Here is a 23750-nt window from a genome sequence, read left to right as displayed (position 1 = left end):
GCGGTTCTTGGTCGGTCGAGCGCGACGGATCTTACAACTTGCCGTAGCTATGCAGGCCCGACAGGAACATGTTGACGCCGAGGAACGCGAAGGTCGTGACGAGCAGGCCCGTGAGCGCCCACCATGCGGCAACGCTGCCGCGCAGCCCCTTCATCAGACGCATGTGCAGCCACGCCGCGTAATTCAGCCAGACGATCAGCGCCCAGGTTTCCTTCGGATCCCAGCTCCAGTAGCCGCCCCACGCTTCGGCGGCCCACAGCGCGCCGAGAATCGTCGCGATCGTGAAGAACGCGAAGCCGACTGCGATCGACTTGTACATCACGTCGTCCAACACCTCGAGCGCCGGCAGCCGGTCGGCCAGCACGCCGCGCTCCTTCAGCAGGTACGCGACGCTCACCATCGCCGACAGCGCGAAGCTGCCGTAGCCGATGAAGTTCGCGGGTACGTGGATCTTCATCCACCAGCTTTGCAGCGCCGGCACGAGCGGCTGGATCTGCTGCGCGTCGCGCGCGATGGAGTACCACATCAGGAAACCCACGGCCGCGCTGATCACGAGCAGTACGAACGCGCCGAGCGCGCGGGTCCCGTAGTGGCCTTCGTAATACAGATAGAGCAGCGCGGTGATCAGGCTGAACAGCACGAACACTTCATACAGATTCGACACCGGGATATGGCCAACGTCCGCGCCGATCAGATACGACTCGTACCAGCGCACCATCAGGCCGGTGAAACCCATCAGCACGGCCGCCCACGTGAGCTTCTGGCCGATCGCGCTGCCCGTCTCCGAGCGCGACAGCATCCCGATCCAATAGAACACCGTGGCCAGCACGAACAGCGCGCTCATCCACAGAATCGCCGACTGGCTCGACAGGAAGTACTTGAGGAAGAACGCCGAATCGGCACGCGCCAGGTCGCCCTGGTAGATCTGGATCGACAGCAGCGACGCGGCGGCGATCGCCGCCATCAGCAGCCGCGCGGGCTTCCAGCGCCAGCCGAGCACGACGAGCGCGGGCACCGTGCCGACCAGCACCGCCTTGTCGTAGTAGTTCATGTGCGCGTGATAGTGCATCAGCGCATAGCCCGCGCCGACCACCAACGCCAGCGCGAAGATCCAGTCGGTCAGCGACAGACGCTGGATGAACGGCCGCTCGTCGAAGAGCGGATTCGCGCTCGGAGCTCGCGAAGAGGGGGAGGAAGAAACTTGGGTCAGATCCATGATATTACCGGGTGGATTCCTCGGAACCGGCGCCGTCGGGCGCTCGGGCAGCAGGCGCGCCGCCGGCGTCGCCTGGTGCGACACCCAATACGGCGCCCGCCGCATCGCGCGTCTGCACGAACTCTTTCTCGAAATCGAAGGTCTTGCGTGCGGTGGACATCGCCATCACCACGCTGACGCCCGCGCTCGTATCCTTGAGCCAGAACCACAGCCGCCGTTCGCGCACATAGAACATCGAGAAGATGCCCAGCACCAGCAGCAGGCTGCCAAGATACACCAGATTTTTGCCGGGTGCGCGCGTCAGCTGGAATACCGAAGCTTGCACCTGCTTGAAGGAATCGAGCTGCAAATAGACCGGCGCGCCGTACAGAAAACTGTCCGACAGCGCGTTGATCGCATTCTGGACGAAGCGGACCGTATCGGCGCTCTGCTGAACGGCGGGCTCGTTCGCGCGCTCGCGCGAGATTTGCCAGACCTCCCACATCGAGCCTTCCAGCATGCGCAGCAGCAGTCCGGCCGCCTTCTCCTGCTCGGCCTTCGGCACCGAGCGGTCGATGAACGTCGCGACCGCCTGGAAGCCGCCCATCGTCTTGCCGTCCGGGCCGACGCCGATGCTGCTGTCGTCCGCAGCGAACAGGGTCAAAACCCGCAACGCGCTATCGTTCAGGCGTTCACGCAATCCCGCCTCGGCGCCCGACAGCGAACGCTGCGCAAAGCGGTGAGCCGCCTCGGTCCGTACGGCAGGATCCTCGAGCGCGGCGCGCAGGCGCATCCACTCGCCGAGCGAGTCCTGGCTGTCGGCCGGGATCCGCAGGTAGCGGAACGGATCGTTCGGGCTCGCGCGCACGCCGGCGAGGAACATCCGGTCGCCGCTCACGTCGACGGGCAGCATGTAGTTGTTGAACTCGCGCGCCTGGCCGTCCTTGCCGCGCACCTTGTATTGCACCGACGGCCCGACGTTGTGCAGGTCGAGCGGCTTCGAGGTCTTCGCGCCGGAACCGAGCCGCTCGTCGAATGCTTCGCGCAGCGTGCGGGTCGTCGCGACGCCGCGCGTGTCGGTCTTGCCGCTGGCGTCCGAGATGTTCTCGACGTTGATCGCGCGGAAGTCGGAAAACTCGACCGTATCCCCGTCCGGGCCCGGCAGCGGCACGGCATTGCCGATTGCGCCCTTGAACGGGAAGGTCTTGAGGCTGTCGCCCGTCATCGGATAGGCGGTCATCTCCATCAGCGAGCCGCCGTCCTGGAAGCTCGACTGATAGATCGACACGCCCTTGTACGTGAACGGCTTGTTCACCTCGACGCGCGCCGGAATCTTCTGCCCCGTCTCGCGATCGATCACGACGATGTCGCTGGCGAACAGTTTCGGCATGCCCGTCGAGTAGTAGTCGACGATGAACTTGTTGAGCTGGATCGAGAACGGCAGATCCTGAATCAGCGAGCCGTTCGGCTGGTTGAGGATGGCCGTCGACACGAACTGGCCTTCCGGCACCCACGCATAGCCGCGGAACGTCGGATTCGATGCGGACAGGCGGTGATCGGCCGAGATCTCGCTGATCGTCGCGCTCGTGTTGACGGGGCTCTTGCCGAACATCCACATCTGGAATTTGATCGGCAGGTTGCTGTCGAGCAAGCCGCCGATGCAGATCACGACGATCGCCACGTGCGCGGAGATGTAGCCGAACTTCGTCAGCGCGCCGCGCTTCGCCGCGATCAGCGTCGCGCCGTCCGATTCGCGCACGACGTGCTTGTAGCCCGCCTTCGTCACGAATGCCGCGAGCGTCTGCGCGGTGCGGGCGCGCGCGCCGTGCACCGCGAATTCGGCCTTGTGATGGAACGCGCGCAGGCTGCCTTCGCGCACCTTGTCCTTCCAGCTTTTCGCGTCGGCCAGCATCTTCGGCGCATTGCGGATCACGCACAGCGAGATCGATACGACGAGGAAGATCAGGATCAGCATGAACCACCACGCGCTGTACACGTTGTACAGGCCCAGCGAGCGGAAGATGTCGGCCCAGAAGGGGCCGAACTGGTTCACGTAGTTCGGATACGGGTCATCCTGCGTGAGGACGGTGCCGATGATGCTCGCGATCGACAGGACCACCAGCAACGCAATGGCGAAGCGCATCGAACTCAGCAATTCGACCGCGCGCTTCGCGGCTCGCTGGCCCGACTTCGACTGCAACCCCGATGTGGTAACGCTCATTCAAACTCCGACTGACAACAAAAAAGGGCAAGGCGGCCGCTGGACAGCGGCGCCCCACCCTTTTCTTGTTCTTGCCGCCGACGGGCCAGATGGCAGCCGGCTATCTCCATTCGACTCGCGAATCGCGTTCAGCGCAGGCCGGCGATGTAATCGGCCACGGCCTTCACCTCGCTGTCCGACAGGCGCGATGCGATCTGATGCATCGGCTCGTTGTTGTTGCGAGCGCCAGCGCCCTGCTGGAACGCGGTCAACTGGGCGACGGTGTAATCCGCCCACTGCCCCGACAAACGGGGATACTGAATCGGAATCCCCTGCCCCGTCGGCCCGTGGCAGCTTGCGCAGGCCGGCACGCCCTTTTCAGCGATGCCGCCGCGGTAGATCTTCTGGCCGACAGGCACGGTGGCCGCGTTGCGCGCCGTGCCCGGCTTGGCCGTCTGCGACCCGTAATAGGCGGCGACGTTGCGCATGTCCTGCTCGTTCAGCGCGCCGGCAAAACCGACCATCACGGCATTGTGGCGCACCGGCCCCTTCGCGCCCGGTTGCGTCTTGAAATCGTTCAACTGCTTGACCAGATACTCGGGATGCTGGCCGGCAAGCTTGGGGAACGCGCCCGTCGCACTGTTGCCGTCGACGCCATGACACGACGCGCAGACCTGGCCGGCGATCGCCTTGCCGCGGTCCAGATCCGGCTTGGCCGCGTCCGCCGCCTTTGCTTCTGCCATCAAACCAACGAACCCTGCTGCAACCTGAAGCACCATCAGAGACTTGCACAGTCGATTCATTCGCACACCCTGTTTCGTCTTGTGGGAATTAGAGGTTCTGCAAAAAACGACGGTAACCAGTCTACCGCAGAAGCGCCTGCGCGGACTCTACTGGCCTCGGTAAAACCGCCGTATTGTACAATATCGCGATGAAAGCTCCGCCGGCTATCCGGGCTACCTCGGAGCTGTCCCGCCTCCACCGCGCGGCCCGTGCCGCCCCTCCCCCCGCTCCCATGGCCTTCCTGCTCCATCAAGCCCGCTTCTATACGACCGTCAACCACCTGCGCGACCTGCCGCCCACGGTGCAGCCGGAGATCGCCTTCGCCGGACGCTCGAATGCGGGCAAATCGACGGCGATCAATATCCTTTGCAATCAGAAGCGCCTCGCTTTCGCGTCGAAGACGCCCGGTCGCACCCAGCACATCAACTATTTCTCGGTCGGTCCGGAGGCGGAGCCCGTCGCGAACCTGGTCGACTTGCCGGGCTACGGCTACGCCGAGGTGCCGGGGGCCGCGAAAGCCCACTGGGAGGCGCTGCTGTCGAGTTATTTGAAGACCCGGCCGCAGTTGCGCGGCATGATTCTGATGATGGATTCGCGCCGGCCGCTCACCGAACTCGACCGGCGCATGGTCGAGTGGTTCGCGCCCACCGGCAAACCGATCCACACGCTGCTGACCAAATGCGACAAATTGACGCGCCAGGAAAGCATCAATGCGTTGCGCGCGACCAAGAAGGAACTCGATGCGTATCGCGCCGCCGGCTACGCCGGGGAGCTCACCGTGCAGCTGTTTTCGGCGCTGAAGCGCACCGGCCTCGACGAGGCGCACACGCTGATCGAGAGCTGGCTGCGACCGTCCGCCGCCAGCGAAGAAGGCGACGCTGTAGCACAATAACCGCGCACCACGCCCTTCGGGGCGCGCACCTGACGGCTACTGCCATTCGATGGGCACATAAAAAAACCCGCCGTTGAACGGCGGGTCAAACAGCCTAATCGAAAAACGACAGGCACCCGCTCAGGGAGGAGAAGCGGGGAACGTCGCGCAACGCGCGCCGCTCGATCGCTATCATATACCATTGTCTCAAATAATTACCGAAGGGAACCGTAAGCTCCCTTTTAGACCGGATTCCTCCCATTTCGCCATGAGCATCCATCCTCTGCACCGCCCGCGCCGCATGCGACGCGACGACTTCTCGCGCCGCCTGATGCGCGAAAACATCCTCACCACCAACGACCTGATCTATCCGGTGTTCGTCGTCGAAGGCACCGGCGAACGCCAGGCCGTGCCGTCGATGCCGGGCGTCGAGCGCGTGTCGGTCGATTTGCTGATGGGTGTCGCCGAACAATGCGTCGAGCTGGGCGTGCCCGTGCTGTCGCTGTTCCCCGCGATCGAGCCGTCGCTGAAGACCCCCGACGGACGTGAAGCGGCCAATCCGGAAGGGCTGATTCCGCGGGCGGTGCGCGAGCTGAAGCAGCGCTTCCCAGAGCTCGGCGTACTGACCGATGTCGCGCTCGATCCGTACACGAGCCACGGCCAGGACGGCGTGCTGGACGAAGCCGGCTACGTGATCAACGACGAAACGGTCGAGATCCTGATCGAGCAGGCGCGCGCGCAAGCGGAAGCGGGGGTCGACATCGTCGCGCCGTCCGACATGATGGACGGCCGCATCGGCGCGATTCGCGAGATGCTCGAGAGCGAAGGCTACATCCATACGCGCATCATGGCGTATTCGGCGAAATTCGCCTCCGCCTTCTACGGTCCGTTCCGCGACGCGGTCGGCTCCGCATCGAATCTCGGCAAGGGCAACAAGATGACCTACCAGATGGACCCGGCCAACAGCGACGAAGCGCTGCGCGAAGTGCGGCTCGACATCGAGGAAGGCGCGGACATGGTGATGGTGAAACCCGGCATGCCGTACCTCGATATCTTGCGTCGCGTGAAAGACGAATTCCGCTTCCCGACCTACGTGTATCAGGTCAGCGGCGAATACGCGATGCTGAAGGCCGCGGCGCAGAACGGCTGGCTCGACCACGACAAGGTCGTGCTCGAATCGCTGCTCGCGTTCAAGCGCGCCGGCGCTGACGGCATCCTCACGTACTTCGCGTTGGACGCTGCACGGCTGCTGCGCGCTCAAAAGTAAGCGGCAACCCCATGGCGCCGAATCGGCGCGCACACAAAAACGGCGAGACGCATTGCGGACCTCGCCGTTTTTCCTTTCCGCCGCTTGCCGCGGGTGCCGCGCACCGGCTACGACGACGCGGGCGGCTCGGCGCGATCGAGGCTGCGCAGAAATCGGTCGGCGGCCTGGTAGCCGACCACCCGGCCGATCTCCTGCCCGTTCCGGAAAATGATGATGCCGGGCGGCCCGAACAAGTTGAAGCGTTTCAGCAATGCCTGATCGTCCGCATTGTTCGCGGTGACGTCCGCACGCACCAGTTGCATCTGCGCGAGCCGGGCGGCAACGCGCGAATCGGTGAACGTGAAATGCTCCATCTCCTTGCAGCTCACGCACCAGTCCGCGTAGAAGTCGAGCATCACCGGCTGCGTCGCGGTCTTGAGGATCTGGTCGAGCTCATCGCTGGAACGAACCCGCGCGAACATCAGACCTTCGTGCGCGCCGGCCGCTGCCGAGGCACCACCCGGCGTCGCGCGCGCGGCCAGCACCGCAAGCGGGCGCAGCGGATCCGACGAACCGGCCGCCAGGCCGACGAGCAGCGTCGCGGCCCAGATCGCGAGCGCCGCGCCGATGCCGCGACCGAGTCGCCGCCAGATCGACGGAGAACCCGCCGGAGAAAACAGGCCGAGTGCGGCCGCCGCAACCAGCAGCCACAGCGCGCCCAGTCCCATCTGCAGCACCGTGCCCAGCACCGGCCAGACGATCCACAGCGCCGCCGCGAGCAGGACCACGCCGAAGAACACCTTGACGCCGTCCATCCATGCACCCGCACGCGGCAGCAGCGTGCCCGCGCCAAGACCGATGATCAGCAGCGGCACGCCGAGCCCCAGCCCCATCGCGAACAGCGCGGCGCCCCCAAGGAACGCGTTGCCGGTATGCGCGATGAACGCCAGCACGGCAAACAGCGGCGCGGTCATGCACGCGCCCACGACCAGCGCGGACAGCGCGCCCATCACCGCCACCGCGGCGAAGCGTCCGCCCGAGCGCCGGCTCGACGCCTGCGATGCGCTGTCCTGCCAGCGTTGCGGCAGGACGAGATCGACGCCGCCGATCAGCGTCAGCGCGAACGCGGTGAGCAGCACGCCGAATGCGCCCAGCACCCAGGGATTCTGCAGCCACGCGCCGAGGCTCTGCCCGACCAGCGCCGCCGCGATGCCGAGCACCGTGTAGACAAGTGCCATGCCGATCACGTAAGTCAGCGACAGCGCGAAGCTGCGCGAGCGCGTCGCCTTCGTGCCTTCGCCGATGATGATCGCCGACAGAATCGGAATCATCGGATACGAACAGGGCAGCAGGCTCAGCACCATGCCGGCGACGAAATAGAGCGCGATGATCGTCAGGAAGCCATGGCCCGCGAGCAGCGATTGCGCGTAGTCGGCGCTCGTCACGCGCTCGTACCAGCTGCCCTCGTCGGCAGATCCGGCGCCAGCGACCGTACCGGCACCGACAACCGCGGGCGACGCGGCGGGAGCACCCAGCGCGGCGCCCTCGATCCGCACGACGTGCTCGGCAGGCGGATAGCAGATGCCTTCGTCCGCGCACCCTTGCGACGTCACCGACAACTCGAACGGCCCAGACGCCTGCTTGACGGGCACATGGATGACCAGATCGCCGCGGTAGGTCTCGACATCCTTCTGGAAGGTCTGATCGAACTTCACGTGGCCGGCGGGCATCTGCGGTTCGCCGAGGGTCGCCGTGCCGCTCTTCACCGCGATGATGAAGCGCTCGCGATACATGTAGTAGCCGTCGGCGATCTTGTAGTGAAGATCGATCTGCCCCGGCGCCTCGCTTGAGCTGAACTTGAACGCGACCGCCGGATCGAGGAAATCGTCCGCCGCGCGCGCGGCGGACGACAAGCCCAGCAGCATGCCGAGCAGGACGAAACAGGCAAGCAGGCATCGCGCGCCGTGCAGGGCGCGGGTGGCCTGCTTGCCTGTTTCGTCCTGCTCGGCATGCTGCTGGGCTTGTCGTCCGCCGCGCGCGCGGCGGACGACAAGCCCAGCAGCATGCCGAGCAGGACGAAACAGGCAAGCAGGCATCGCGCGCCGTGCAGGGCGCGGATCGAAGTGCGATTAAACATGAAATAGACGTTGAGTTTCGGTGGCGACCCATTGGCCGTAGGCAACCGACGCGGCCGCCTGCCATGACAGGATTTCCGGCGTGTCGTAGGGATGATGCGCCTGGATGTAGCGCTCGAGCTCCAGCGCGCGAACCGCGCTGGTCTTGAATAGCAGTTGGATCTCCTCACCCGTCTCGATCTTGCCCTGCCAGTGATAGCTCGAGCGGACCGTGCCGAGTTCGGACACGCAGGCGGCCAACCGCGCGGCCAGCGCGCCATCGGCCAGCGCACGCGCGGTCGCCCCATCGGGTACCGTCGTCAGCATCAGAATCACTACCATCCGCGCGCCCTCCGATGGAATCCGGGTTGAAACGTGACATCGTATCGCACGCGCGCGATGCTCGCCGAGCACGCTACCGCGACAATCGGGCACACGGCACGCGTGCCCAAAACAAAAAGGGCCAAGCAAATGCTCGGCCCTTTCATGATGTGTCGTGAAGAAGCGCTTATTCGGCTTCTTGGACGTTTTCCGTTTCGTCGACTTCCGGACGGTCGAGCAGTTCGACCAGTGCCATCGGCGCGTTGTCGCCGACGCGGAAACCGAACTTCAGGATGCGCAGGTAGCCACCCGGACGGTTTGCAAAGCGCGGGCCGAGCACGTCGAACAGCTTCGTGACCATGTCACGATCGCGCAGGCGGTTGAACGCCAGACGGCGATTCGCCAGCGACGGCTTCTTGCCGAGCGTGATGAGGGGCTCGACGACCTTGCGGAGTTCCTTGGCTTTCGGCAGCGTCGTCTTGATGACTTCGTGCTCGATCAGCGAGTTGGACATGTTACGGAGCATAGCCAGACGGTGGCTGCTCGTGCGGTTCAGTTTCCGCAGACCATGACGATGGCGCATTTCAGTTTCCTTGATTCAAAGTTTTGATCCAGCTCTTCTATCGCGCCTGACATCAGGCGCACGGGCCGGTAACGAAAAAAGCAAGATGCGGATTTTAAAGGAAAATCCGCATCTTGACCAGCTACAGCTACAACCGGGAATTACTTGTCGAGACCAGCCGGCGGCCAGTTTTCGAGCTTCATGCCCAGCGTAAGACCGCGCGAAGCGAGCACTTCCTTGATCTCGTTCAGCGACTTGCGGCCGAGATTCGGCGTCTTCAGCAGCTCGTTTTCCGTGCGCTGGATCAGGTCGCCGATGTAGTAGATGTTCTCGGCCTTCAGGCAGTTCGCCGAACGCACCGTCAGTTCGAGGTCATCCACCGGACGCAGCAGGATCGGATCGATCTGCGGCGCGCGCGACGGTGCTTCCGCAGCCGTTTCCGTGCCTTCCAGCGCAGCGAACACCGACAGCTGATCGACCAAGATGCGGGCCGACTGGCGGATCGCTTCTTCCGGGGTGATCACGCCGCTCGTTTCGATGTTCATCACGAGCTTGTCGAGGTCGGTACGTTGCTCGACGCGGGCGCTTTCAACGGCGTAGCTCACGCGGCGAACCGGCGAGAACGACGCATCCAGCACGATCCGGCCGATGATCTTGGCCGTTTCCTCGCCGTAGCGGCGCACGTTGCCCGGCACATAGCCGCGGCCCTTCTCGATCTTGATCTGGACGTCGAGCTTGCCGCCCTTCGACAGATGCGCGATCACGTGATTCGGGTTGATGACTTCGCAGTCGTGCGCGAGCTCGATATCGCCCGCGGTCACGACGCCTTCGCCTTCCTTGCGCAGCGTCACCGTGACTTCGTCGCGGTTATGCAGCTTGAACACCACGCCCTTCAGGTTCAGCAGCAGGTTGACGACGTCCTCTTGCACACCATCAAGCGTCGAATACTCGTGCACCACGCCCGCGATCGTCACTTCGGTCGGCGCATAGCCGAGCATCGACGACAGCAGCACGCGGCGGAGCGCATTGCCCAAGGTATGGCCATAGCCGCGTTCGAACGGCTCCATGACCACTTTCGCATGGTTCTCGCCCAGCGATTCCACGGCGATGATCTTGGGTTTCAACAAACTGGTTTGCATAGGTTTTCCTTTTCAATACCCTCGGCTCGTTACACCGATAAGGCTGACCGGTAACAACCTGAAAATAAACAGCCGAGGCCCTGCCTTGCGCAACGCAATCAGGATGCCTCGGCCATCAATCGGTTTAACGCGAATACAATTCGACGATCAGGCTTTCGTTGATGTCGCCCGCGATGTCGGCGCGCTCCGGCACTTGCTTGAACGTGCCTTCGAACTTCTTCGCATCGACCGCGACCCAGCTCGGCATGCCGCCTTGCTCGGCCAGCGACAGCGCTTCGACGATACGCGCCTGCTTCTTCGACTTCTCGCGAATCGAGATCACGTCGCCCGGCTTCACTTGCTGCGACGGGATGTTCGCGACGACGCCATTCAGCGTGATGGCCTTGTGGCCCACGAGCTGACGCGCTTCAGCGCGGGTCGAGCCGAAGCCCATGCGGTACACGACGTTGTCGAGACGCGACTCGAGCAGTTGCAGCAGGTTTTCACCCGTGTTGCCCTTGCGGCGGTCTGCATCGGCGAAGTAACGGCGGAACTGACGCTCGAGCACACCGTAGATACGCTTGACCTTCTGCTTTTCACGCAGCTGCGTACCGTAGTCGGACGTGCGCGCACCGGAGATGCGGCCGTGCTGACCCGGCTTGCTGTCGAGCTTGCACTTGTCGGCGAGCGAGCGGCGTGCGCTCTTCAGGAAGAGGTCGGTGCCTTCACGGCGGGACAGCTTGGCCTTGGGGCCGGTATAACGTGCCACGTTGCATTCCTTTATCTAACGTCACGCGGAGTTGCATCCGCGCTAGTTCGCACCCTTTGGGGCGAACGGTGGGCTTAGTCAATCAAAAAAGCACTGCCCGTCGACGCTGAGCGGCGACAGGCATTGCGCCAGCGCATGGTTAGATGCGGCGACGCTTCGGCGGACGGCAGCCGTTATGCGGAATCGGCGTCACATCCGAAATCGCGGTGATCTTGATGCCGAGACCGTGCAGTGCGCGCACTGCCGATTCGCGACCCGGGCCCGGGCCCTTGATCCGCACTTCCAGATTCTTCACACCGTATTCCATCGCCACGCGACCGGCCGACTCGGCGGCGACCTGAGCAGCGAACGGCGTCGATTTGCGCGAGCCCTTGAAGCCCTGACCGCCCGACGTCGCCCACGCCAGCGCATTGCCTTGGCGATCGGTGATCGTGATGATCGTGTTGTTGAACGACGCGTGAACGTGAACCACGCCTTCAGCAACGTTCTTCTTTACCTTCTTGCGAACGCGTTGCGCCGCCGAGTTGGAAGCCTTAGCCATTACGTTTTCCTGTAACTGTCAGTGCCGCTTATTTCTTCAGCGCTTGCGCTGCACGACGCGGACCCTTGCGAGTACGGGCGTTCGTACGGGTACGCTGGCCACGCATCGGCAGACCCTTACGATGACGCACGCCGCGGTAGCAGCCGAGATCCATCAGGCGCTTGATGTTCATCGTCACTTCACGGCGAAGATCGCCTTCGACGACAAACTTGCCTACTTCTTCACGCAGCTTTTCGAGGTCTGCGTCGGTCAGATCCTTGACCTTCTTCGAGACAGCCACGCCAGACGACGCGCAGATGCTGCGCGCGCGCGTACGGCCGATACCGAAGATCGCCGTCAGGCCGATTTCGGTATGCTGGTGATTCGGGATGTTAACCCCTGCGATACGAGCCATTGTTTTTCCTCAAACAAAAAGCGCAAACAAACGCGCGGTCAGCCTTGACGCTGCTTATGGCGCGGATCCGAACTGCAGATCACGCGAACCACGCCCTTGCGCTTGATGATCTTGCAATTGCGGCAAATGCGCTTAACCGATGCCATCACTTTCATGATATTACCCTTTTTTCAAATCACTTCGCCCGGAAGACGATCCGCGCACGCGACAGATCGTAAGGCGTCAACTCAACCGTCACCTTGTCGCCCGGAAGGATCCGGATGTAGTGCATCCGCATCTTCCCGGAGATATGTCCCAATACGACATGGCCGTTTTCCAGCTTCACCCGGAAGGTCGCATTCGGAAGGTTTTCGATCACCTCACCCTGCATCTGGATCACATCGTCTTTGGCCATAAGTCCTTTCAACGCATTGGGATGTTGCCGCCGCCTTTGAAATTGGCTTTCTTCAGCAGCGACTCATACTGTTGCGACATAACGTACGACTGCACCTGCGCCATGAAGTCCATTGTGACGACGACAATGATCAGCAGTGACGTACCACCGAAGTAGAACGGCACATTCCAGCGCAGCACCAGAAATTCCGGCAGCAGACATACGAAGACGATATAGATCGCACCGGCCAGCGTCAGACGCGTGAGGATACGGTCAATATATCGCGCGGTTTGGTCGCCCGGGCGAATGCCAGGAACGAAGGCGCCGCTTTTCTTCAGGTTGTCCGCAGTTTCCCTGCTGTTGAACACCAGTGCGGTGTAGAAGAAGCAGAAAAACACGATCGCCAGCGTGTACAGCAGCACGTACACCGGTTGACCCGGCTTCAGTGCTTCCGACACGTTATGGAGCGTGTCGGAGAACCAGCTCTTACGTTCACCCGAGCTGAACCAGCTCAGGATGGTTGCCGGGAACAGAATGATCGACGATGCGAAGATCGGCGGGATCACGCCCGACATGTTCAACTTCAACGGCAGGTGCGACGACTGCCCACCGTAAATCTTGTTGCCGACCTGGCGCTTCGCGTAGTTCACGAGGATCTTGCGCTGACCGCGTTCGATGAACACGACCAGGTAAGTCACGGCACCAATCAGGACGACGATGATGATCGCCGAAATGATGCTCATCGAACCTGTACGCACCAGCTCGAACAACCCACCCACGGCATTCGGGAACCCAGCTGCGATCCCGCCGAAGATGATGATCGAGATACCGTTACCCAGACCCCGTTCGGTGATCTGCTCGCCCAGCCACATCAGGAACATCGTGCCCGTCACCAGCGTAACGACCGTGGTCAGACGGAACACCATGCCGGGATCGGTGACGAGCCCCGGTTGGTTTTCCAATGCGGCGGCGATACCGAACGCCTGGAAGGTCGCGAGCACGACGGTAAAGATCCGTGTGTACTGCGTGATCTTCCGTTGTCCGGCCTGCCCTTCCTTCTTCAACGCTTCCAGCTGCGGCGAAACGATCGCCAGCAGCTGCATGATGATCGACGCCGAAATGTACGGCATGATCCCCAGCGCGAAGATCGTGAAGCGGGACAACGCGCCACCCGAGAACATGTTGAACATGCCCAGGATGCCGCCCGCCTGGCTCTGGAACAGCTTCGCCAGTTCATCAGGATCGATGCCCGGCACCGGGATATGCGCGCCGATACGGTAGACGATCAGCGCCAGCAGCAAGAACATTGCACGCCGGCGCAGATCGCCGAACTTCGCCGTGCTTCGACCGGGTTTTGCGAGACTCGGGCTGTTAGCCAAGTACCTTCTCCGATGCAAATGCTAGTGACGGCACGCCTTGCGTGTCACTCGGCAAACGAACCGCCGGCCGCTTCGATCGCCGCGCGCGCACCCTTGGTGGCGCCGAGACCCTTCACGACGATCTTGCGCTTCAGTTCGCCCGTCGCGATGATCTTCGCGCTGCGCGTCAGCTCGCCGACCAGGCCGGCTTGCTTCAGTGCGAGCAGATCGATCTCGTCGACCGGCAGCTTTTCGAGGTCGCCCAGACGCACTTCACCGACGAATTCCTTCGTCAGCGACGTGAAGCCGCGCTTCGGCAGACGCCGTTGCAGCGGCATCTGACCGCCTTCGAAGCCGACCTTGTGGAAGCCGCCCGAACGCGATTTCTGACCCTTGTGACCCCGGCCGGCCGTCTTGCCCAGACCAGAACCGATGCCGCGGCCGACGCGACGCTTTGCGTGCTTCGCGCCTTCTGCCGGCTTCAGGTTATTCAATTCCATATCAACTCCTTGATCCGTAGTCGGCGGCTTAACCGATGACCTTGACGAGGTACGAGACCTTGTTGATCATGCCGCGCACCGCCGGCGTATCCTGCAGCTCGCTGACCGAATTGAGTCGACGCAGACCCAGACCGCGCACGGTGGCGCGGTGCGTTTCGCGGGTCCCAATCAGGCTCTTGACGAGCTGAACCTTGACAGTTTTTTCAGACATGGTGACCACCTGGGCTTAGCCCAAAATATCTTCGACGGACTTGCCGCGCTTCGCCGCGATATCACCCGGCGTCGACTGCTTGCGCAGACCGTCGAGCGTTGCACGAACGAGGTTGTACGGATTCGTCGAACCGTGGCTCTTCGCCACGACGTTCTGAACGCCCATCACGTCGAACACCGCGCGCATCGGGCCGCCGGCGATCACGCCAGTACCGTCCTTCGCCGGGGCGAGGAGGACTGCCGATGCGCCGTGCTTGCCGTGCACTTCGTGTTGCAGCGTGCCGTTCTTGAGCGGCACCTTGAACATGTTGCGGCGAGCTTGTTCCATTGCCTTCTGGACAGCGACCGGTACTTCCTTGGCCTTGCCCTTGCCCATACCGATCCGGCCATCGCCGTCGCCGACCACGGTCAGTGCGGCGAAGCCGAGAATCCGGCCACCCTTCACGACCTTGGTCACGCGGTTGACCGAAATCATCTTTTCGCGAAGGCCGTCGTCGCGCTCGTCAGCCTGAACTTTCGCTTGCATCTTTGCCATGACGAATTCCTTCCTTAGAACTTGAGCCCAGCTTCACGAGCTGCCTCAGCCAGCGCTTTCACGCGGCCATGGTAGCGGAAGCCCGAGCGGTCGAAGGCGACGGATTCGATGCCGGCGGCCTTGGCCTTCTCGGCAATACGCTTGCCGATCAGCGTCGCAGCATTAACGTTGCCACCCTTGCCCGACTGGTCGGCAAGCTGAGCGCGCACTTCGGCTTCGAGCGTCGACGCGCTGGCGAGCACTTTCGTGCCGCAAGGCGAGAACACCTGAGCGTAGATGTGCGTGTTCGTGCGATGCACGGCGAGACGCGCGACCTGCAACTCGGCGATCTTGATACGCGTCTGGCGAGCGCGGCGCAGGCGAGATTGAGTCTTATCCATGATTGCGCACCCTTACTTCTTCTTCGTTTCTTTGAGGATCACAACCTCGTCGGCGTAGCGCACACCCTTGCCCTTGTAGGGCTCGGGCGGACGGTAGCCGCGCACTTCCGCAGCGACCTGGCCGACTTGTTGCTTGTTGATCCCCTTGATCACGATTTCGGTTTGCGTCGGGGTTTCAGCCTTGATGCCTTCCGGCATCTGGTGCACCACCGGGTGCGAGAAACCCAGCGACAGATTCAGCTTGTCGCCTTGCGCTTGCGCACGGTAACCGACGCCAACCAGCGTCAGCTTGCGCTCGAAACCCTTGGTCACGCCGTGCACCATGTTCGCGATCAGCGCGCGCATCGTGCCCGACAGTGCATTTGCTTCGCGGCTATCGTCGACCGGCGCCAGATTCAGCGTGCCGTTGTCGTTCGCCACGGCCACAAGCGGATTCACCGCTTGCGAAATCGTGCCCAGCGGACCCTTGACGGTGATGTTACCGTCGGCCAGCTTGACTTCCGCGCCTTGCAGCGCGATCGGGCTCTTACCTACTCGAGACATGTTCCTCTCTCCTTTCGGTTAAGCGACGTAGCAGATGACTTCGCCGCCGACGCCGGTAGCGCGCGCCTTGCGGTCGGTCATCACGCCCTTCGGCGTCGACACGATAGCCACACCCAGGCCATTCATGACCTGCGGAATGTCGTTACGGCCGCGGTACACGCGCAGGCCAGGCTTCGACACGCGCTCGAGGCGTTCGATAACCGGACGGCCGGCGTAGTACTTCAGCGCGATATTCAATTCAGCCTTCGCACCTTCCGCCTTCACGGCGAAATCGTCGATATAACCTTCGTCCTTCAGGACTTGCGCGATCGCAATCTTGACTTTCGACGAGGGCATCGACACCGAAACCTTCTCCACCATCTGCGCGTTGCGGATGCGGGTCAGCATATCGGCGATAGGATCACTCATGCTCATTTACGTTTCTCCTATTACCAGCTCGCCTTGGTCAGGCCAGGAATCTCACCGCGGAACGCGATTTCACGAATCTTGTTACGCGCGAGGCCGAATTTACGGAACGTGCCACGCGGACGGCCCGTGATCGCGCAGCGATTACGCTTGCGGGTCGGGTTCGAATTACGCGGCAATTGTTGCAGTTCGAGACGAGCGGCATAACGCTCTTCGTCCGACTTGCTCTCGTCATCGATGATCGCCTTCAGCTCAGCACGCTTGGGAGCGTACTTTTGCGCGAGACGAGCACGCTTCTTTTCACGTTCGATCAGTGCCAGTTTAGCCACGGTAACCTCAGTTTCTGAACGGGAACTTGAAGCTGGCGAGCAGAGCCTTCGCTTCGTCGTCGGTCTTCGCGGTCGTCGTGATGCTGATGTTCAGCCCACGCAGCGCGTCGATCTTGTCGTAATCGATTTCGGGGAAAATGATCTGCTCTTTCACACCGATGTTGTAGTTGCCGCGACCGTCGAAAGCACGACCCGACACGCCGCGGAAATCGCGCACGCGGGGCAGGGCAACCGTCACGAAACGATCGAGAAATTCGTACATCGCGCGGCCGCGCAGCGTGACCATCGCACCGATCGGGTAACCCTGACGGATCTTGAAGCCAGCGATTGCCTTGCGAGCCTTCGTCACGACCGGCTTCTGACCGGCAATCTTGGTCAGGTCGCCAACCGCGTTTTCGATGATCTTCTTGTCAGCGACGGCTTCGCCAAGACCCATGTTCAGGGTGATCTTGGTGATGCGCGGCACTTCCATGACCGACTTGTAGCCGAACTTCTCGATCAGGCCGGGAACAACCTTCTCTTTGTAAAACTCTTGAAAACGAGCCATTTCTATACTCCGCTGCGTCAGGCGCTCAGCACGGCACCGGTCGTCTTCAGGAAGCGAACCTTCTTGCCTTCCTCGACCTTGATGCCAACACGCGAAGCTTTGCCATTCGCGTCGACCAGTGCGACGTTCGAAATATGCAACGGCATCGTCTTCGCTTCCACGCCGCCCGTCGTACCCTTCATCGGGTTCGGCTTCACATGCTTCTTGACGAGGTTGATGCCCTCGACCGTCACATGCTCCGCACCGACGGCCAGCACGACACCGCGCTTGCCTTTGTCTTTGCCGGTAACGACGATGATTTCGTCACCCTTGCGAATCTTGTTCATCGCGACTCCTTACAGCACTTCCGGCGCCAGCGAAACGATCTTCATGAATCGTTCGCTACGCAGCTCACGCGTGACCGGCCCGAAAATACGGGTGCCGATAGGCTCGAGCTTGTTATTCAAAAGCACAGCGGCGTTGCCGTCGAACTTGATCAGCGAACCGTCTTGACGACGGACGCCCTTGGCGGTGCGAACCACCACGGCGTTGTAGATTTCGCCTTTCTTCACACGCCCGCGCGGCGTTGCCTCTTTGACGGTCACCTTGATGATGTCGCCAATGCTGGCATAACGACGCTTCGAGCCGCCGAGCACCTTGATGCACATGACTTCACGCGCACCCGTGTTGTCGGCCACTTCAAGCCGAGATTCGGTCTGGATCATGGTTTGTCTTTCCCAACTTAATCCGGTCGCACCACCATGGCGCACCCGGTCAGTCTTGGTCCCGTCAGCCAATCGGCTGCTTGGGTTTGAACAGCAGCGACGGCAAACGAAACCCGCCATCGCAATTCGGTGAATCCTCGGAGCAGGCTGAACGCCTATCCGCTTCCCCCACCAATTTCGCCCGCGACGGGGCTCCCATAACGAGGGAAGACCGGGATTATAACAAATAACCCCGGTCACGCAAGCAAAAACTTTGCGATTTCAACTACTTCTACTGCTTTGTCGCTTTTCCGCTCAGATGATGCGGGCAGCTTCGACGAGACGCGACACGGCCCAGGCCTTCGTCTTCGAAACAGGACGGGTTTCCTGGATTTCGACGAGATCGCCTTCGTTGCACGTGTTCGCTTCATCATGCGCGTGGTACTTCTTCGAGCGCACGACATACTTGCCGTAGATCGGGTGCTTGACGCGGTGCTCGACCAGCACGGTAACGGTCTTGTCCATCTTGTTGCTGACGACCTTACCGACCAGCGTCCGCTTCAGCGAGGTTTTCACGCTATCGTTCATTTCTGGTTCGCCTTCTGAGTCAGGACGGTCCGCACACGTGCGATGTCGCGACGAACCTTCTTCAGCTGGCTCGTGTTCGTGAGCTGCTGGGTCGCGAGTTGCATGCGCAGGCCGAATTGCGCCTTCAACAGGTCCGACAGCTCCTTGTTGAGCGCGGCCTGATCTTTCTGGAGAAGTTCGGAAGCCTTCATGTTTTCTCCTTAGGCGCCGAGCTGACGCACGATGAACGTCGTCTTCAGCGGCAGCTTCGCTGCAGCCAGACGGAACGCTTCGCGTGCCAGTTCTTCGGTTACGCCATCCATTTCGTACAGCATCTTGCCCGGTTGAATCTCGGCGACGTAGTACTCAGGGTTACCCTTACCATTACCCATCCGCACTTCGGCCGGCTTCTGCGAAATCGGCTTGTCCGGGAAAATGCGAATCCAGATGCGGCCACCACGCTTGATGTGACGCGTCATGGCACGACGCGCCGCTTCAATTTGACGTGCGGTCAAACGACCGCGACCGATCGCCTTCAGACCGTACTCACCGAACGACACTGCGTTGCCGCGCGTCGCCTTGCCGGTGTTACGGCCCTTCTGCTCCTTGCGATACTTCCTGCGTTTCGGTTGCAGCATCGTTATTCTCCAGTCTTGCCGTCTTCCGGCTTCGCTGCGCGACGCGGTGCGCCACGACGAGCACCGGGAGCACCGCCTTCGCCATCACGACGCGGGCGACGATCGCCCGGGCGTGCGTTGCGACGCGGACGCTTGTCTTCGGCAACTTCTTCCACGACCGGCGCATCGTTGCGGCCGAGCGTGTCGCCCTTGTACACCCACACCTTGACGCCGATGATGCCGTACGTCGTCTTCGCTTCCGAAGTCGCGTAGTCGATATCAGCACGCAGCGTGTGAAGCGGAACGCGACCTTCGCGATACCACTCCGTACGGGCGATTTCGATGCCGTTCAAACGGCCTGCGCTCATGATCTTGATGCCTTGAGCACCCAGACGCATGGCGTTTTGCATCGCACGCTTCATCGCGCGGCGGAACATGATCCGGCGCTCGAGCTGTTGCGTGATCGAATCGGCGATCAGTTGCGCATCGGTTTCCGGCTTGCGGATTTCTTCGATGTTGACGTGAACCGGCACGCCCATGCGGCGTTGCAGCTCCGTCTTCAGCTGTTCGATATCCTCGCCCTTCTTGCCGATGACCACACCCGGACGCGAGCTGTAAATCGTGATGCGCGCGTTCTTCGCCGGACGCTCGATGACGACGCGGCCAACCGAAGCGTTCTTCAGCTTCTTCTTCAGGTATTCACGGACACCGATGTCTTCCTGCAACATCGCCGCAAAATTGTTGTTGTTCGCGTACCAACGCGAAGCCCAATTGCGGCTGACGGCCAAACGGAAGCCAGTCGGATGAATTTTCTGTCCCATCGTATGACCCCTTAATTCCCGACCGTCACAGTGATGTGACAGGATTGCTTCTCAATGCGGTTACCGCGGCCTTTGGCGCGCGCGGTAAAACGCTTGAGCGATGCAGCCTTGTCGACGTAGATGCTCGTGATCTTGAGCTCGTCGATATCGGCGCCTTCGTTGTGCTCCGCATTCGCGATCGCCGACAGCACGACCTTCTTCACGATGCCAGCCGCCTTCTTCGGCGAGAACGTCAGAACGTTCAGCGCCTTGTCGACCGGCAAACCGCGGATCTGGTCAGCCACAAGGCGCGTCTTCTGCGCCGAGATGCGGGCACCGCGATGAATTGCTTTCACTTCCATCTTGATAGCCCCTTATTTCTTGGCCTTCTTGTCGGCTGCGTGACCCTTGAACGTACGGGTCAATGCAAACTCGCCAAGCTTGTGGCCGACCATGTTTTCCGAGATGTACACCGGAACGTGTTGACGGCCGTTATGCACGGCGATCGTCAGACCGATGAAGTCCGGGAGGATCGTCGAACGACGCGACCAGGTCTTGATCGGCTTCTTGTCACGCGAAGCTGCAGCCGCCTCAACTTTCTTCAGCAAATGGGCGTCGCAGAACGGACCTTTTTTAACAGAACGTGCCATTGCCTACTCCTTAACGCTTGTGACGGCGCTGGACGATCATCGTCGTCGTGCGCTTGTTGCTGCGGGTGCGGTAACCCTTAGCCGGCGTACCCCACGGGCTCACCGGGTCACGACCTGCAGCCGTCTTGCCCTCACCACCACCGTGCGGGTGGTCGACCGGGTTCATCGCAACGCCTCGGACCGTCGGGCGGATGCCGCGCCAGCGGTTCGCGCCAGCCTTGCCGATCTGGCGGAGGCTGTGCTCTTCGTTACCGACTTCACCAATCGTTGCACGGCACTCGATGTGCACGCGGCGGATTTCGCCCGAACGCAGACGAACCTGCGCGTAGACGCCTTCGCGCGCCAGCAGCATGGCCGACGTACCGGCCGAACGCGCCATTTGCGCGCCCTTGCCCGGCAGCATCTCGATGCAGTGGATCGTCGTACCGACCGGAATGTTGCGAATCGGCAGCGTGTTGCCTGCGCGGATCGGCGCTTCCGAACCGGACATCAGTTGCTGGCCGACGGTCAGACCCTTCGGAGCAATGATGTAGCGACGTTCACCGTCGGCGTAAAGCACCAGAGCGATGTTCGCGCTGCGGTTCGGGTCGTATTCGAGACGCTCGACCTTTGCCGGAATGCCATCCTTCGTGCGACGGAAATCGACGACACGATAGTGCTGCTTGTGACCACCGCCCTTATGGCGCGTGGTGATGCGGCCGTTGTTGTTACGGCCGGCGGTCGAGCTCTGCGTGTCGAGCAGCGCCGCGAACGGCTTGCCCTTGTACAGATCCTTGTTGACCACCTTGACCATCGCGCGGCGACCCGGCGAAGTCGGCTTAACTTTAACGATTGCCATGATTACTTGGCCTCCGCTTCAAAGTTGATTTCCTGGCCGGGCTTCAGGCACACGTAGGCTTTCTTCACGTCCTTGCGGCGGCCCATCGAACGGCCAAAGCGCTTTTGCTTGCCCTTCTGAACCAGCACGTTGACGGAATTAACTTCCACCTTGAACAGCAGCTCGACCGCTGCCTTCACTTCCTGCTTCGTGGCATCCGGTGCGACTTCGAACACGACCTGCTCGTTCTTGTCGGCAACCAGCGTCGCCTTTTCGGAGACCACCGGCGCGAGCAGGACCTGCATCAAACGATGATCGTTCTTGCGAATCTCGCTCATGACAGCAACTCCTCGATCTGGGCGACCGCAGCCTTCGTGACCAGCACTTTCTTGAAGTAGATCAGCGACAGCGGGTCAGCGTAGCGCGGCTCGACAACTGCCACATGCGGCAGATTGCGCGACGCGAGGTACAGGTTCTCGTCAACCGTGTCGGTAATGATCAACACGGACTCGAGACCCATGGCCTTGAATTTTTCAGCCAGCAGCTTGGTCTTCGGCGCCTCGAGGACGATGTCCTCGACCACCGACAGACGGCCTTCGCGAGCCAACTGCGAGAAGATCGAGCAGAGACCTGCGCGATGCATCTTCTTGTTGACCTTGTGCGAGAAGTTTTCGTCCGGCGAGTTCGGGAAAATCCGACCACCGCCACGCCACAGCGGGCTCGACGACATACCGGCACGAGCACGGCCCGTACCCTTCTGGCGCCACGGCTTCTTGGTGGTGTGCTTGACTTGCTCGCGATCCTTCTGCGCGCGGTTACCCTGGCGAGCGTTCGCCTGGTAAGCCACCACGACCTGATGGATCAGCGCTTCGTTGTAGTCACGGCCGAACACGACGTCCGACGCGTTAACCACCGAACCTTCCTGACCATTGGCATTCAGGAGCTTGAGTTCCATTATTTCGCCCCCTTCACGGCACGCGTCTTCACGGCCGGCGTCACGAAAACCTTGCCGCCCTTCGCACCCGGAACTGCACCCTTGACGAGCAGCAGCTTGCGGTCAGCGTCGATACGAGCGATTTCGAGGTTTTGCACCGTCACCGTCTCATCACCCATGTGACCGGTCATGCGCTTGCCCGGGAACACACGACCCGGATCCTGCGCCATACCGATCGAACCCGGCACGTTGTGCGAGCGCGAGTTACCGTGCGTGGCACGGCCGGAGGAGAAGTTGTAACGCTTGATCGTACCGGCGTAGCCCTTACCGATCGACACGCCTTGCACGTCGACCTTCTGGCCTACTTCGAAAAGATCCGGACCCACCACTGCGCCGTTCGACAGCTCGGCAGCCTTGGCGGCATCGATGCGGAATTCTTTGAGGACTTCACCGGCTTCGACACCGGCTTTGGCGAGATGACCTGCCAGCGGCTTCGTCACGCGCGAGGCGCGGCGGGAGCCGAATGCAACCTGAACGGCCGTGTAGCCGTCGGTTTCAACAGTCTTGATCTGCGTCACGCGGTTGTCCGACACGTCCAGCACGGTGACGGGAATCGAATCCCCTTCAGCCGTGAAAATACGGGTCATGCCAACCTTGCGACCTACGAGTCCAAGGCTCATCGTTTTCTCCATTCCCGACTGCGATTGGTCGGGGCTAATTTACAAAACGCCAGGGCCTGCGGCGACGCAGACCAACCAGCTTTTTTACGCTAATACGCGAAAAGCCTTGCATTATAGCGAGGCTTTTCGTTTTTCGCAAGCAATCAAAGACTTAGCGTTGTCTGCCGAGGCAAAAACGCTGGAAGCCTTACTGCAGCTTGATCTCCACGTCGACGCCTGCCGGCAGATCGAGCTTCATCAGCGCGTCGACCGTCTTGTCGGTCGGATCGACGATGTCCATCAGGCGCTGGTGGGTGCGGATTTCGAGCTGATCGCGCGACGTCTTGTTGACGTGCGGCGAACGGAGGATGTCGAAACGCTGGATGCGAGTCGGCAGCGGCACCGGGCCACGGACGATTGCACCAGTCCGCTTTGCCGTGTCGACGATTTCGGCAGCCGATTGATCGATCAGACGATAGTCGAAGGCCTTCAGGCGAATGCGGATTTTCTGTTGCTGCATGACGATTCCTTGAAAAGAGCGAGGCGATATTGCATCGCCAGATCATAAAAAGAACGTGAGGCCGGACATCTGCTGAGCGCAGGCGCCCGGCCCCGGGCGCTGAATATTACTACAAACGGCCGATCGTCGAAATTACTCGATGACCTTGGCGACGACGCCGGCGCCGACGGTACGACCGCCTTCACGGATGGCGAAGCGCAGACCTTCTT

General features: G+C 61.6%; 37 protein-coding genes. 2 read left to right on the top strand and 35 right to left on the bottom strand.

Features of this window, described 5'->3' with window-relative positions; genetic code table 11:
* Positions 1 to 31: 31 nt before the first annotated feature.
* From ccsB to RZR99_RS21995, 3 genes are all read right to left on the bottom strand, one after another.
* Positions 32 to 1216: a c-type cytochrome biogenesis protein CcsB gene (gene ccsB, locus RZR99_RS22005; protein WP_323121884.1), complete on the bottom strand. Its 1185-nt coding sequence runs from the start codon at positions 1214 to 1216 to the stop codon at positions 32 to 34.
* Between the two features lie 4 nt (positions 1217 to 1220).
* Positions 1221 to 3416 (bottom strand): cytochrome c biogenesis protein ResB, encoded by a 2196-nt coding sequence (locus tag RZR99_RS22000; RefSeq protein ID WP_323121883.1) that lies wholly within the window; start codon positions 3414 to 3416, stop codon positions 1221 to 1223.
* 128 nt (positions 3417 to 3544) lie between these two features.
* A complete protein-coding gene (locus RZR99_RS21995; protein ID WP_323121882.1) occupies positions 3545 to 4198 on the bottom strand; it encodes a c-type cytochrome in 654 nt (217 codons plus the stop codon).
* Between the two features lie 212 nt (positions 4199 to 4410).
* On the opposite strand from RZR99_RS21995, the gene yihA reads away from it, so the two are divergent.
* Both yihA and hemB read left to right on the top strand, forming a co-directional pair.
* On the top strand, positions 4411 to 5070 hold the full coding sequence (gene yihA / locus RZR99_RS21990; RefSeq protein WP_323121996.1) for a ribosome biogenesis GTP-binding protein YihA/YsxC: 660 nt from the start codon (positions 4411 to 4413) through the stop codon (positions 5068 to 5070).
* A gap of 247 nt (positions 5071 to 5317) precedes the next feature.
* Positions 5318 to 6316 carry a porphobilinogen synthase gene (hemB, locus tag RZR99_RS21985; protein ID WP_323121881.1) on the top strand — a complete coding sequence of 333 codons (999 nt, stop codon included), beginning with the start codon at positions 5318 to 5320 and terminating at the stop codon, positions 6314 to 6316.
* A 107-nt stretch (positions 6317 to 6423) separates the two neighbouring features.
* Here hemB and dsbD read toward each other — a convergent pair whose 3' ends face one another.
* From dsbD to RZR99_RS21825, 32 genes are all read right to left on the bottom strand, one after another.
* The gene (gene dsbD / locus RZR99_RS21980) at positions 6424 to 8391 is read right to left on the bottom strand and encodes a protein-disulfide reductase DsbD (protein ID WP_323121880.1); all 1968 of its coding nucleotides are present in this window, start codon (positions 8389 to 8391) and stop codon (positions 6424 to 6426) included.
* Positions 8392 to 8424: 33 nt separating this feature from the next.
* On the bottom strand, positions 8425 to 8751 hold the full coding sequence (gene cutA / locus RZR99_RS21975) for a divalent-cation tolerance protein CutA (protein ID WP_323121879.1): 327 nt from the start codon (positions 8749 to 8751) through the stop codon (positions 8425 to 8427).
* Positions 8752 to 8917: 166 nt separating this feature from the next.
* The gene (rplQ, locus tag RZR99_RS21970) at positions 8918 to 9313 is read right to left on the bottom strand and encodes a 50S ribosomal protein L17 (protein ID WP_323121878.1); all 396 of its coding nucleotides are present in this window, start codon (positions 9311 to 9313) and stop codon (positions 8918 to 8920) included.
* Positions 9314 to 9453: 140 nt separating this feature from the next.
* A complete protein-coding gene (locus RZR99_RS21965; protein ID WP_323121877.1) occupies positions 9454 to 10431 on the bottom strand; it encodes a DNA-directed RNA polymerase subunit alpha in 978 nt (325 codons plus the stop codon).
* Between the two features lie 124 nt (positions 10432 to 10555).
* Positions 10556 to 11179: a 30S ribosomal protein S4 gene (gene rpsD, locus RZR99_RS21960; RefSeq protein WP_323121876.1), complete on the bottom strand. Its 624-nt coding sequence runs from the start codon at positions 11177 to 11179 to the stop codon at positions 10556 to 10558.
* A 139-nt stretch (positions 11180 to 11318) separates the two neighbouring features.
* On the bottom strand, positions 11319 to 11720 hold the full coding sequence (gene rpsK, locus RZR99_RS21955) for a 30S ribosomal protein S11 (protein ID WP_010106947.1): 402 nt from the start codon (positions 11718 to 11720) through the stop codon (positions 11319 to 11321).
* Between the two features lie 28 nt (positions 11721 to 11748).
* A complete protein-coding gene (gene rpsM / locus RZR99_RS21950; RefSeq protein WP_323121875.1) occupies positions 11749 to 12114 on the bottom strand; it encodes a 30S ribosomal protein S13 in 366 nt (121 codons plus the stop codon).
* 38 nt (positions 12115 to 12152) lie between these two features.
* Positions 12153 to 12269, bottom strand: coding sequence for a 50S ribosomal protein L36 (gene rpmJ, locus RZR99_RS21945; RefSeq protein ID WP_004199844.1), 117 nt, complete (start codon positions 12267 to 12269; stop codon positions 12153 to 12155).
* Between the two features lie 20 nt (positions 12270 to 12289).
* Complete coding sequence (gene infA, locus RZR99_RS21940; protein ID WP_004521905.1) at positions 12290 to 12508, bottom strand: translation initiation factor IF-1; 219 nt, start codon at positions 12506 to 12508, stop codon at positions 12290 to 12292.
* 8 nt (positions 12509 to 12516) lie between these two features.
* Complete coding sequence (gene secY / locus RZR99_RS21935) at positions 12517 to 13866, bottom strand: preprotein translocase subunit SecY (protein WP_323121874.1); 1350 nt, start codon at positions 13864 to 13866, stop codon at positions 12517 to 12519.
* A 44-nt stretch (positions 13867 to 13910) separates the two neighbouring features.
* Positions 13911 to 14345: a 50S ribosomal protein L15 gene (rplO, locus tag RZR99_RS21930; RefSeq protein WP_134197255.1), complete on the bottom strand. Its 435-nt coding sequence runs from the start codon at positions 14343 to 14345 to the stop codon at positions 13911 to 13913.
* Positions 14346 to 14373: 28 nt separating this feature from the next.
* On the bottom strand, positions 14374 to 14556 hold the full coding sequence (gene rpmD, locus RZR99_RS21925) for a 50S ribosomal protein L30 (RefSeq protein WP_010106952.1): 183 nt from the start codon (positions 14554 to 14556) through the stop codon (positions 14374 to 14376).
* 15 nt (positions 14557 to 14571) lie between these two features.
* Entirely contained in the window at positions 14572 to 15090 is a 519-nt protein-coding gene (gene rpsE / locus RZR99_RS21920; RefSeq protein WP_007180127.1) for a 30S ribosomal protein S5, read from the bottom strand.
* A gap of 14 nt (positions 15091 to 15104) precedes the next feature.
* On the bottom strand, positions 15105 to 15470 hold the full coding sequence (rplR, locus tag RZR99_RS21915; protein ID WP_323121873.1) for a 50S ribosomal protein L18: 366 nt from the start codon (positions 15468 to 15470) through the stop codon (positions 15105 to 15107).
* Between the two features lie 12 nt (positions 15471 to 15482).
* On the bottom strand, positions 15483 to 16013 hold the full coding sequence (gene rplF / locus RZR99_RS21910) for a 50S ribosomal protein L6 (protein WP_323121872.1): 531 nt from the start codon (positions 16011 to 16013) through the stop codon (positions 15483 to 15485).
* Between the two features lie 18 nt (positions 16014 to 16031).
* A complete protein-coding gene (gene rpsH / locus RZR99_RS21905) occupies positions 16032 to 16427 on the bottom strand; it encodes a 30S ribosomal protein S8 (RefSeq protein ID WP_323121871.1) in 396 nt (131 codons plus the stop codon).
* 14 nt (positions 16428 to 16441) lie between these two features.
* Positions 16442 to 16747: a 30S ribosomal protein S14 gene (gene rpsN, locus RZR99_RS21900; RefSeq protein WP_323121870.1), complete on the bottom strand. Its 306-nt coding sequence runs from the start codon at positions 16745 to 16747 to the stop codon at positions 16442 to 16444.
* Positions 16748 to 16754: 7 nt separating this feature from the next.
* On the bottom strand, positions 16755 to 17294 hold the full coding sequence (rplE, locus tag RZR99_RS21895; protein WP_004202757.1) for a 50S ribosomal protein L5: 540 nt from the start codon (positions 17292 to 17294) through the stop codon (positions 16755 to 16757).
* A gap of 17 nt (positions 17295 to 17311) precedes the next feature.
* A complete protein-coding gene (gene rplX, locus RZR99_RS21890) occupies positions 17312 to 17620 on the bottom strand; it encodes a 50S ribosomal protein L24 (protein WP_175222801.1) in 309 nt (102 codons plus the stop codon).
* Between the two features lie 9 nt (positions 17621 to 17629).
* Positions 17630 to 17998 carry a 50S ribosomal protein L14 gene (rplN, locus tag RZR99_RS21885; RefSeq protein ID WP_013696372.1) on the bottom strand — a complete coding sequence of 123 codons (369 nt, stop codon included), beginning with the start codon at positions 17996 to 17998 and terminating at the stop codon, positions 17630 to 17632.
* Between the two features lie 294 nt (positions 17999 to 18292).
* Positions 18293 to 18565 (bottom strand): 30S ribosomal protein S17, encoded by a 273-nt coding sequence (gene rpsQ / locus RZR99_RS21880; protein WP_323121869.1) that lies wholly within the window; start codon positions 18563 to 18565, stop codon positions 18293 to 18295.
* On the bottom strand, positions 18562 to 18756 hold the full coding sequence (gene rpmC / locus RZR99_RS21875) for a 50S ribosomal protein L29 (RefSeq protein WP_004199856.1): 195 nt from the start codon (positions 18754 to 18756) through the stop codon (positions 18562 to 18564). Before rpmC ends, rpsQ begins: the two co-directional genes overlap by 4 nt.
* Before the next feature lie 9 nt (positions 18757 to 18765).
* Positions 18766 to 19182 carry a 50S ribosomal protein L16 gene (gene rplP / locus RZR99_RS21870; RefSeq protein WP_323121868.1) on the bottom strand — a complete coding sequence of 139 codons (417 nt, stop codon included), beginning with the start codon at positions 19180 to 19182 and terminating at the stop codon, positions 18766 to 18768.
* 2 nt (positions 19183 to 19184) lie between these two features.
* A complete protein-coding gene (gene rpsC / locus RZR99_RS21865; protein WP_323121867.1) occupies positions 19185 to 19982 on the bottom strand; it encodes a 30S ribosomal protein S3 in 798 nt (265 codons plus the stop codon).
* A gap of 11 nt (positions 19983 to 19993) precedes the next feature.
* Entirely contained in the window at positions 19994 to 20323 is a 330-nt protein-coding gene (rplV, locus tag RZR99_RS21860) for a 50S ribosomal protein L22 (RefSeq protein WP_007730533.1), read from the bottom strand.
* 12 nt (positions 20324 to 20335) lie between these two features.
* Positions 20336 to 20611 carry a 30S ribosomal protein S19 gene (rpsS, locus tag RZR99_RS21855; protein WP_004199273.1) on the bottom strand — a complete coding sequence of 92 codons (276 nt, stop codon included), beginning with the start codon at positions 20609 to 20611 and terminating at the stop codon, positions 20336 to 20338.
* Positions 20612 to 20621: 10 nt separating this feature from the next.
* Positions 20622 to 21449, bottom strand: coding sequence for a 50S ribosomal protein L2 (rplB, locus tag RZR99_RS21850; protein WP_323121866.1), 828 nt, complete (start codon positions 21447 to 21449; stop codon positions 20622 to 20624).
* Between the two features lie 2 nt (positions 21450 to 21451).
* The gene (gene rplW, locus RZR99_RS21845) at positions 21452 to 21766 is read right to left on the bottom strand and encodes a 50S ribosomal protein L23 (protein WP_323121865.1); all 315 of its coding nucleotides are present in this window, start codon (positions 21764 to 21766) and stop codon (positions 21452 to 21454) included.
* Positions 21763 to 22383 carry a 50S ribosomal protein L4 gene (gene rplD, locus RZR99_RS21840; protein ID WP_323121864.1) on the bottom strand — a complete coding sequence of 207 codons (621 nt, stop codon included), beginning with the start codon at positions 22381 to 22383 and terminating at the stop codon, positions 21763 to 21765. Before rplD ends, rplW begins: the two co-directional genes overlap by 4 nt.
* Complete coding sequence (gene rplC, locus RZR99_RS21835; RefSeq protein ID WP_323121863.1) at positions 22383 to 23042, bottom strand: 50S ribosomal protein L3; 660 nt, start codon at positions 23040 to 23042, stop codon at positions 22383 to 22385. The genes rplD and rplC overlap by 1 nt, the downstream gene beginning before the upstream one ends.
* A gap of 187 nt (positions 23043 to 23229) precedes the next feature.
* Positions 23230 to 23541: a 30S ribosomal protein S10 gene (gene rpsJ / locus RZR99_RS21830; RefSeq protein ID WP_004199280.1), complete on the bottom strand. Its 312-nt coding sequence runs from the start codon at positions 23539 to 23541 to the stop codon at positions 23230 to 23232.
* 132 nt (positions 23542 to 23673) lie between these two features.
* Positions 23674 to 23750 (bottom strand): EF-Tu C-terminal domain-related protein (locus RZR99_RS21825; protein WP_456061833.1); only part of this gene is annotated, 77 nt, incomplete at its 5' end.

Source organism: Burkholderia alba, from assembly GCF_034721475.1.
Lineage (GTDB): Bacteria > Pseudomonadota > Gammaproteobacteria > Burkholderiales > Burkholderiaceae > Burkholderia > Burkholderia alba.
This window is presented reverse-complemented; position numbering and strand designations above follow the sequence as displayed.

Bases quoted from the DNA above. Each gene is read 5' to 3' on its own strand.
- ccsB (WP_323121884.1), bottom strand. From the start codon at position 1,216: ATGGATCTGACCCAAGTTTCTTCCTCCCCCTCTTCGCGAGCTCCGAGC.
- RZR99_RS22000 (WP_323121883.1), bottom strand. From the start codon at position 3,416: ATGAGCGTTACCACATCGGGGTTGCAGTCGAAGTCGGGCCAGCGAGCC.
- RZR99_RS21995 (WP_323121882.1), bottom strand. From the start codon at position 4,198: ATGAATCGACTGTGCAAGTCTCTGATGGTGCTTCAGGTTGCAGCAGGG.
- yihA (WP_323121996.1), top strand. From the start codon at position 4,411: ATGGCCTTCCTGCTCCATCAAGCCCGCTTCTATACGACCGTCAACCAC.
- hemB (WP_323121881.1), top strand. From the start codon at position 5,318: ATGAGCATCCATCCTCTGCACCGCCCGCGCCGCATGCGACGCGACGAC.
- dsbD (WP_323121880.1), bottom strand. From the start codon at position 8,391: ATGCCTGCTTGCCTGTTTCGTCCTGCTCGGCATGCTGCTGGGCTTGTC.
- cutA (WP_323121879.1), bottom strand. From the start codon at position 8,751: ATGGTAGTGATTCTGATGCTGACGACGGTACCCGATGGGGCGACCGCG.
- rplQ (WP_323121878.1), bottom strand. From the start codon at position 9,313: ATGCGCCATCGTCATGGTCTGCGGAAACTGAACCGCACGAGCAGCCAC.
- RZR99_RS21965 (WP_323121877.1), bottom strand. From the start codon at position 10,431: ATGCAAACCAGTTTGTTGAAACCCAAGATCATCGCCGTGGAATCGCTG.
- rpsK (WP_010106947.1), bottom strand. From the start codon at position 11,720: ATGGCTAAGGCTTCCAACTCGGCGGCGCAACGCGTTCGCAAGAAGGTA.
- rpsM (WP_323121875.1), bottom strand. From the start codon at position 12,114: ATGGCTCGTATCGCAGGGGTTAACATCCCGAATCACCAGCATACCGAA.
- rpmJ (WP_004199844.1), bottom strand. From the start codon at position 12,269: ATGAAAGTGATGGCATCGGTTAAGCGCATTTGCCGCAATTGCAAGATC.
- infA (WP_004521905.1), bottom strand. From the start codon at position 12,508: ATGGCCAAAGACGATGTGATCCAGATGCAGGGTGAGGTGATCGAAAAC.
- rplO (WP_134197255.1), bottom strand. From the start codon at position 14,345: ATGGAATTGAATAACCTGAAGCCGGCAGAAGGCGCGAAGCACGCAAAG.
- rpmD (WP_010106952.1), bottom strand. From the start codon at position 14,556: ATGTCTGAAAAAACTGTCAAGGTTCAGCTCGTCAAGAGCCTGATTGGG.
- rpsE (WP_007180127.1), bottom strand. From the start codon at position 15,090: ATGGCAAAGATGCAAGCGAAAGTTCAGGCTGACGAGCGCGACGACGGC.
- rplR (WP_323121873.1), bottom strand. From the start codon at position 15,470: ATGGATAAGACTCAATCTCGCCTGCGCCGCGCTCGCCAGACGCGTATC.
- rplF (WP_323121872.1), bottom strand. From the start codon at position 16,013: ATGTCTCGAGTAGGTAAGAGCCCGATCGCGCTGCAAGGCGCGGAAGTC.
- rpsH (WP_323121871.1), bottom strand. From the start codon at position 16,427: ATGAGCATGAGTGATCCTATCGCCGATATGCTGACCCGCATCCGCAAC.
- rplE (WP_004202757.1), bottom strand. From the start codon at position 17,294: ATGGCTCGTTTTCAAGAGTTTTACAAAGAGAAGGTTGTTCCCGGCCTG.
- rplX (WP_175222801.1), bottom strand. From the start codon at position 17,620: ATGAACAAGATTCGCAAGGGTGACGAAATCATCGTCGTTACCGGCAAA.
- rplN (WP_013696372.1), bottom strand. From the start codon at position 17,998: ATGATCCAGACCGAATCTCGGCTTGAAGTGGCCGACAACACGGGTGCG.
- rpsQ (WP_323121869.1), bottom strand. From the start codon at position 18,565: ATGAACGATAGCGTGAAAACCTCGCTGAAGCGGACGCTGGTCGGTAAG.
- rpmC (WP_004199856.1), bottom strand. From the start codon at position 18,756: ATGAAGGCTTCCGAACTTCTCCAGAAAGATCAGGCCGCGCTCAACAAG.
- rplP (WP_323121868.1), bottom strand. From the start codon at position 19,182: ATGCTGCAACCGAAACGCAGGAAGTATCGCAAGGAGCAGAAGGGCCGT.
- rpsC (WP_323121867.1), bottom strand. From the start codon at position 19,982: ATGGGACAGAAAATTCATCCGACTGGCTTCCGTTTGGCCGTCAGCCGC.
- rplV (WP_007730533.1), bottom strand. From the start codon at position 20,323: ATGGAAGTGAAAGCAATTCATCGCGGTGCCCGCATCTCGGCGCAGAAG.
- rpsS (WP_004199273.1), bottom strand. From the start codon at position 20,611: ATGGCACGTTCTGTTAAAAAAGGTCCGTTCTGCGACGCCCATTTGCTG.
- rplB (WP_323121866.1), bottom strand. From the start codon at position 21,449: ATGGCAATCGTTAAAGTTAAGCCGACTTCGCCGGGTCGCCGCGCGATG.
- rplW (WP_323121865.1), bottom strand. From the start codon at position 21,766: ATGAGCGAGATTCGCAAGAACGATCATCGTTTGATGCAGGTCCTGCTC.
- rplD (WP_323121864.1), bottom strand. From the start codon at position 22,383: ATGGAACTCAAGCTCCTGAATGCCAATGGTCAGGAAGGTTCGGTGGTT.
- rplC (WP_323121863.1), bottom strand. From the start codon at position 23,042: ATGAGCCTTGGACTCGTAGGTCGCAAGGTTGGCATGACCCGTATTTTC.
- rpsJ (WP_004199280.1), bottom strand. From the start codon at position 23,541: ATGCAGCAACAGAAAATCCGCATTCGCCTGAAGGCCTTCGACTATCGT.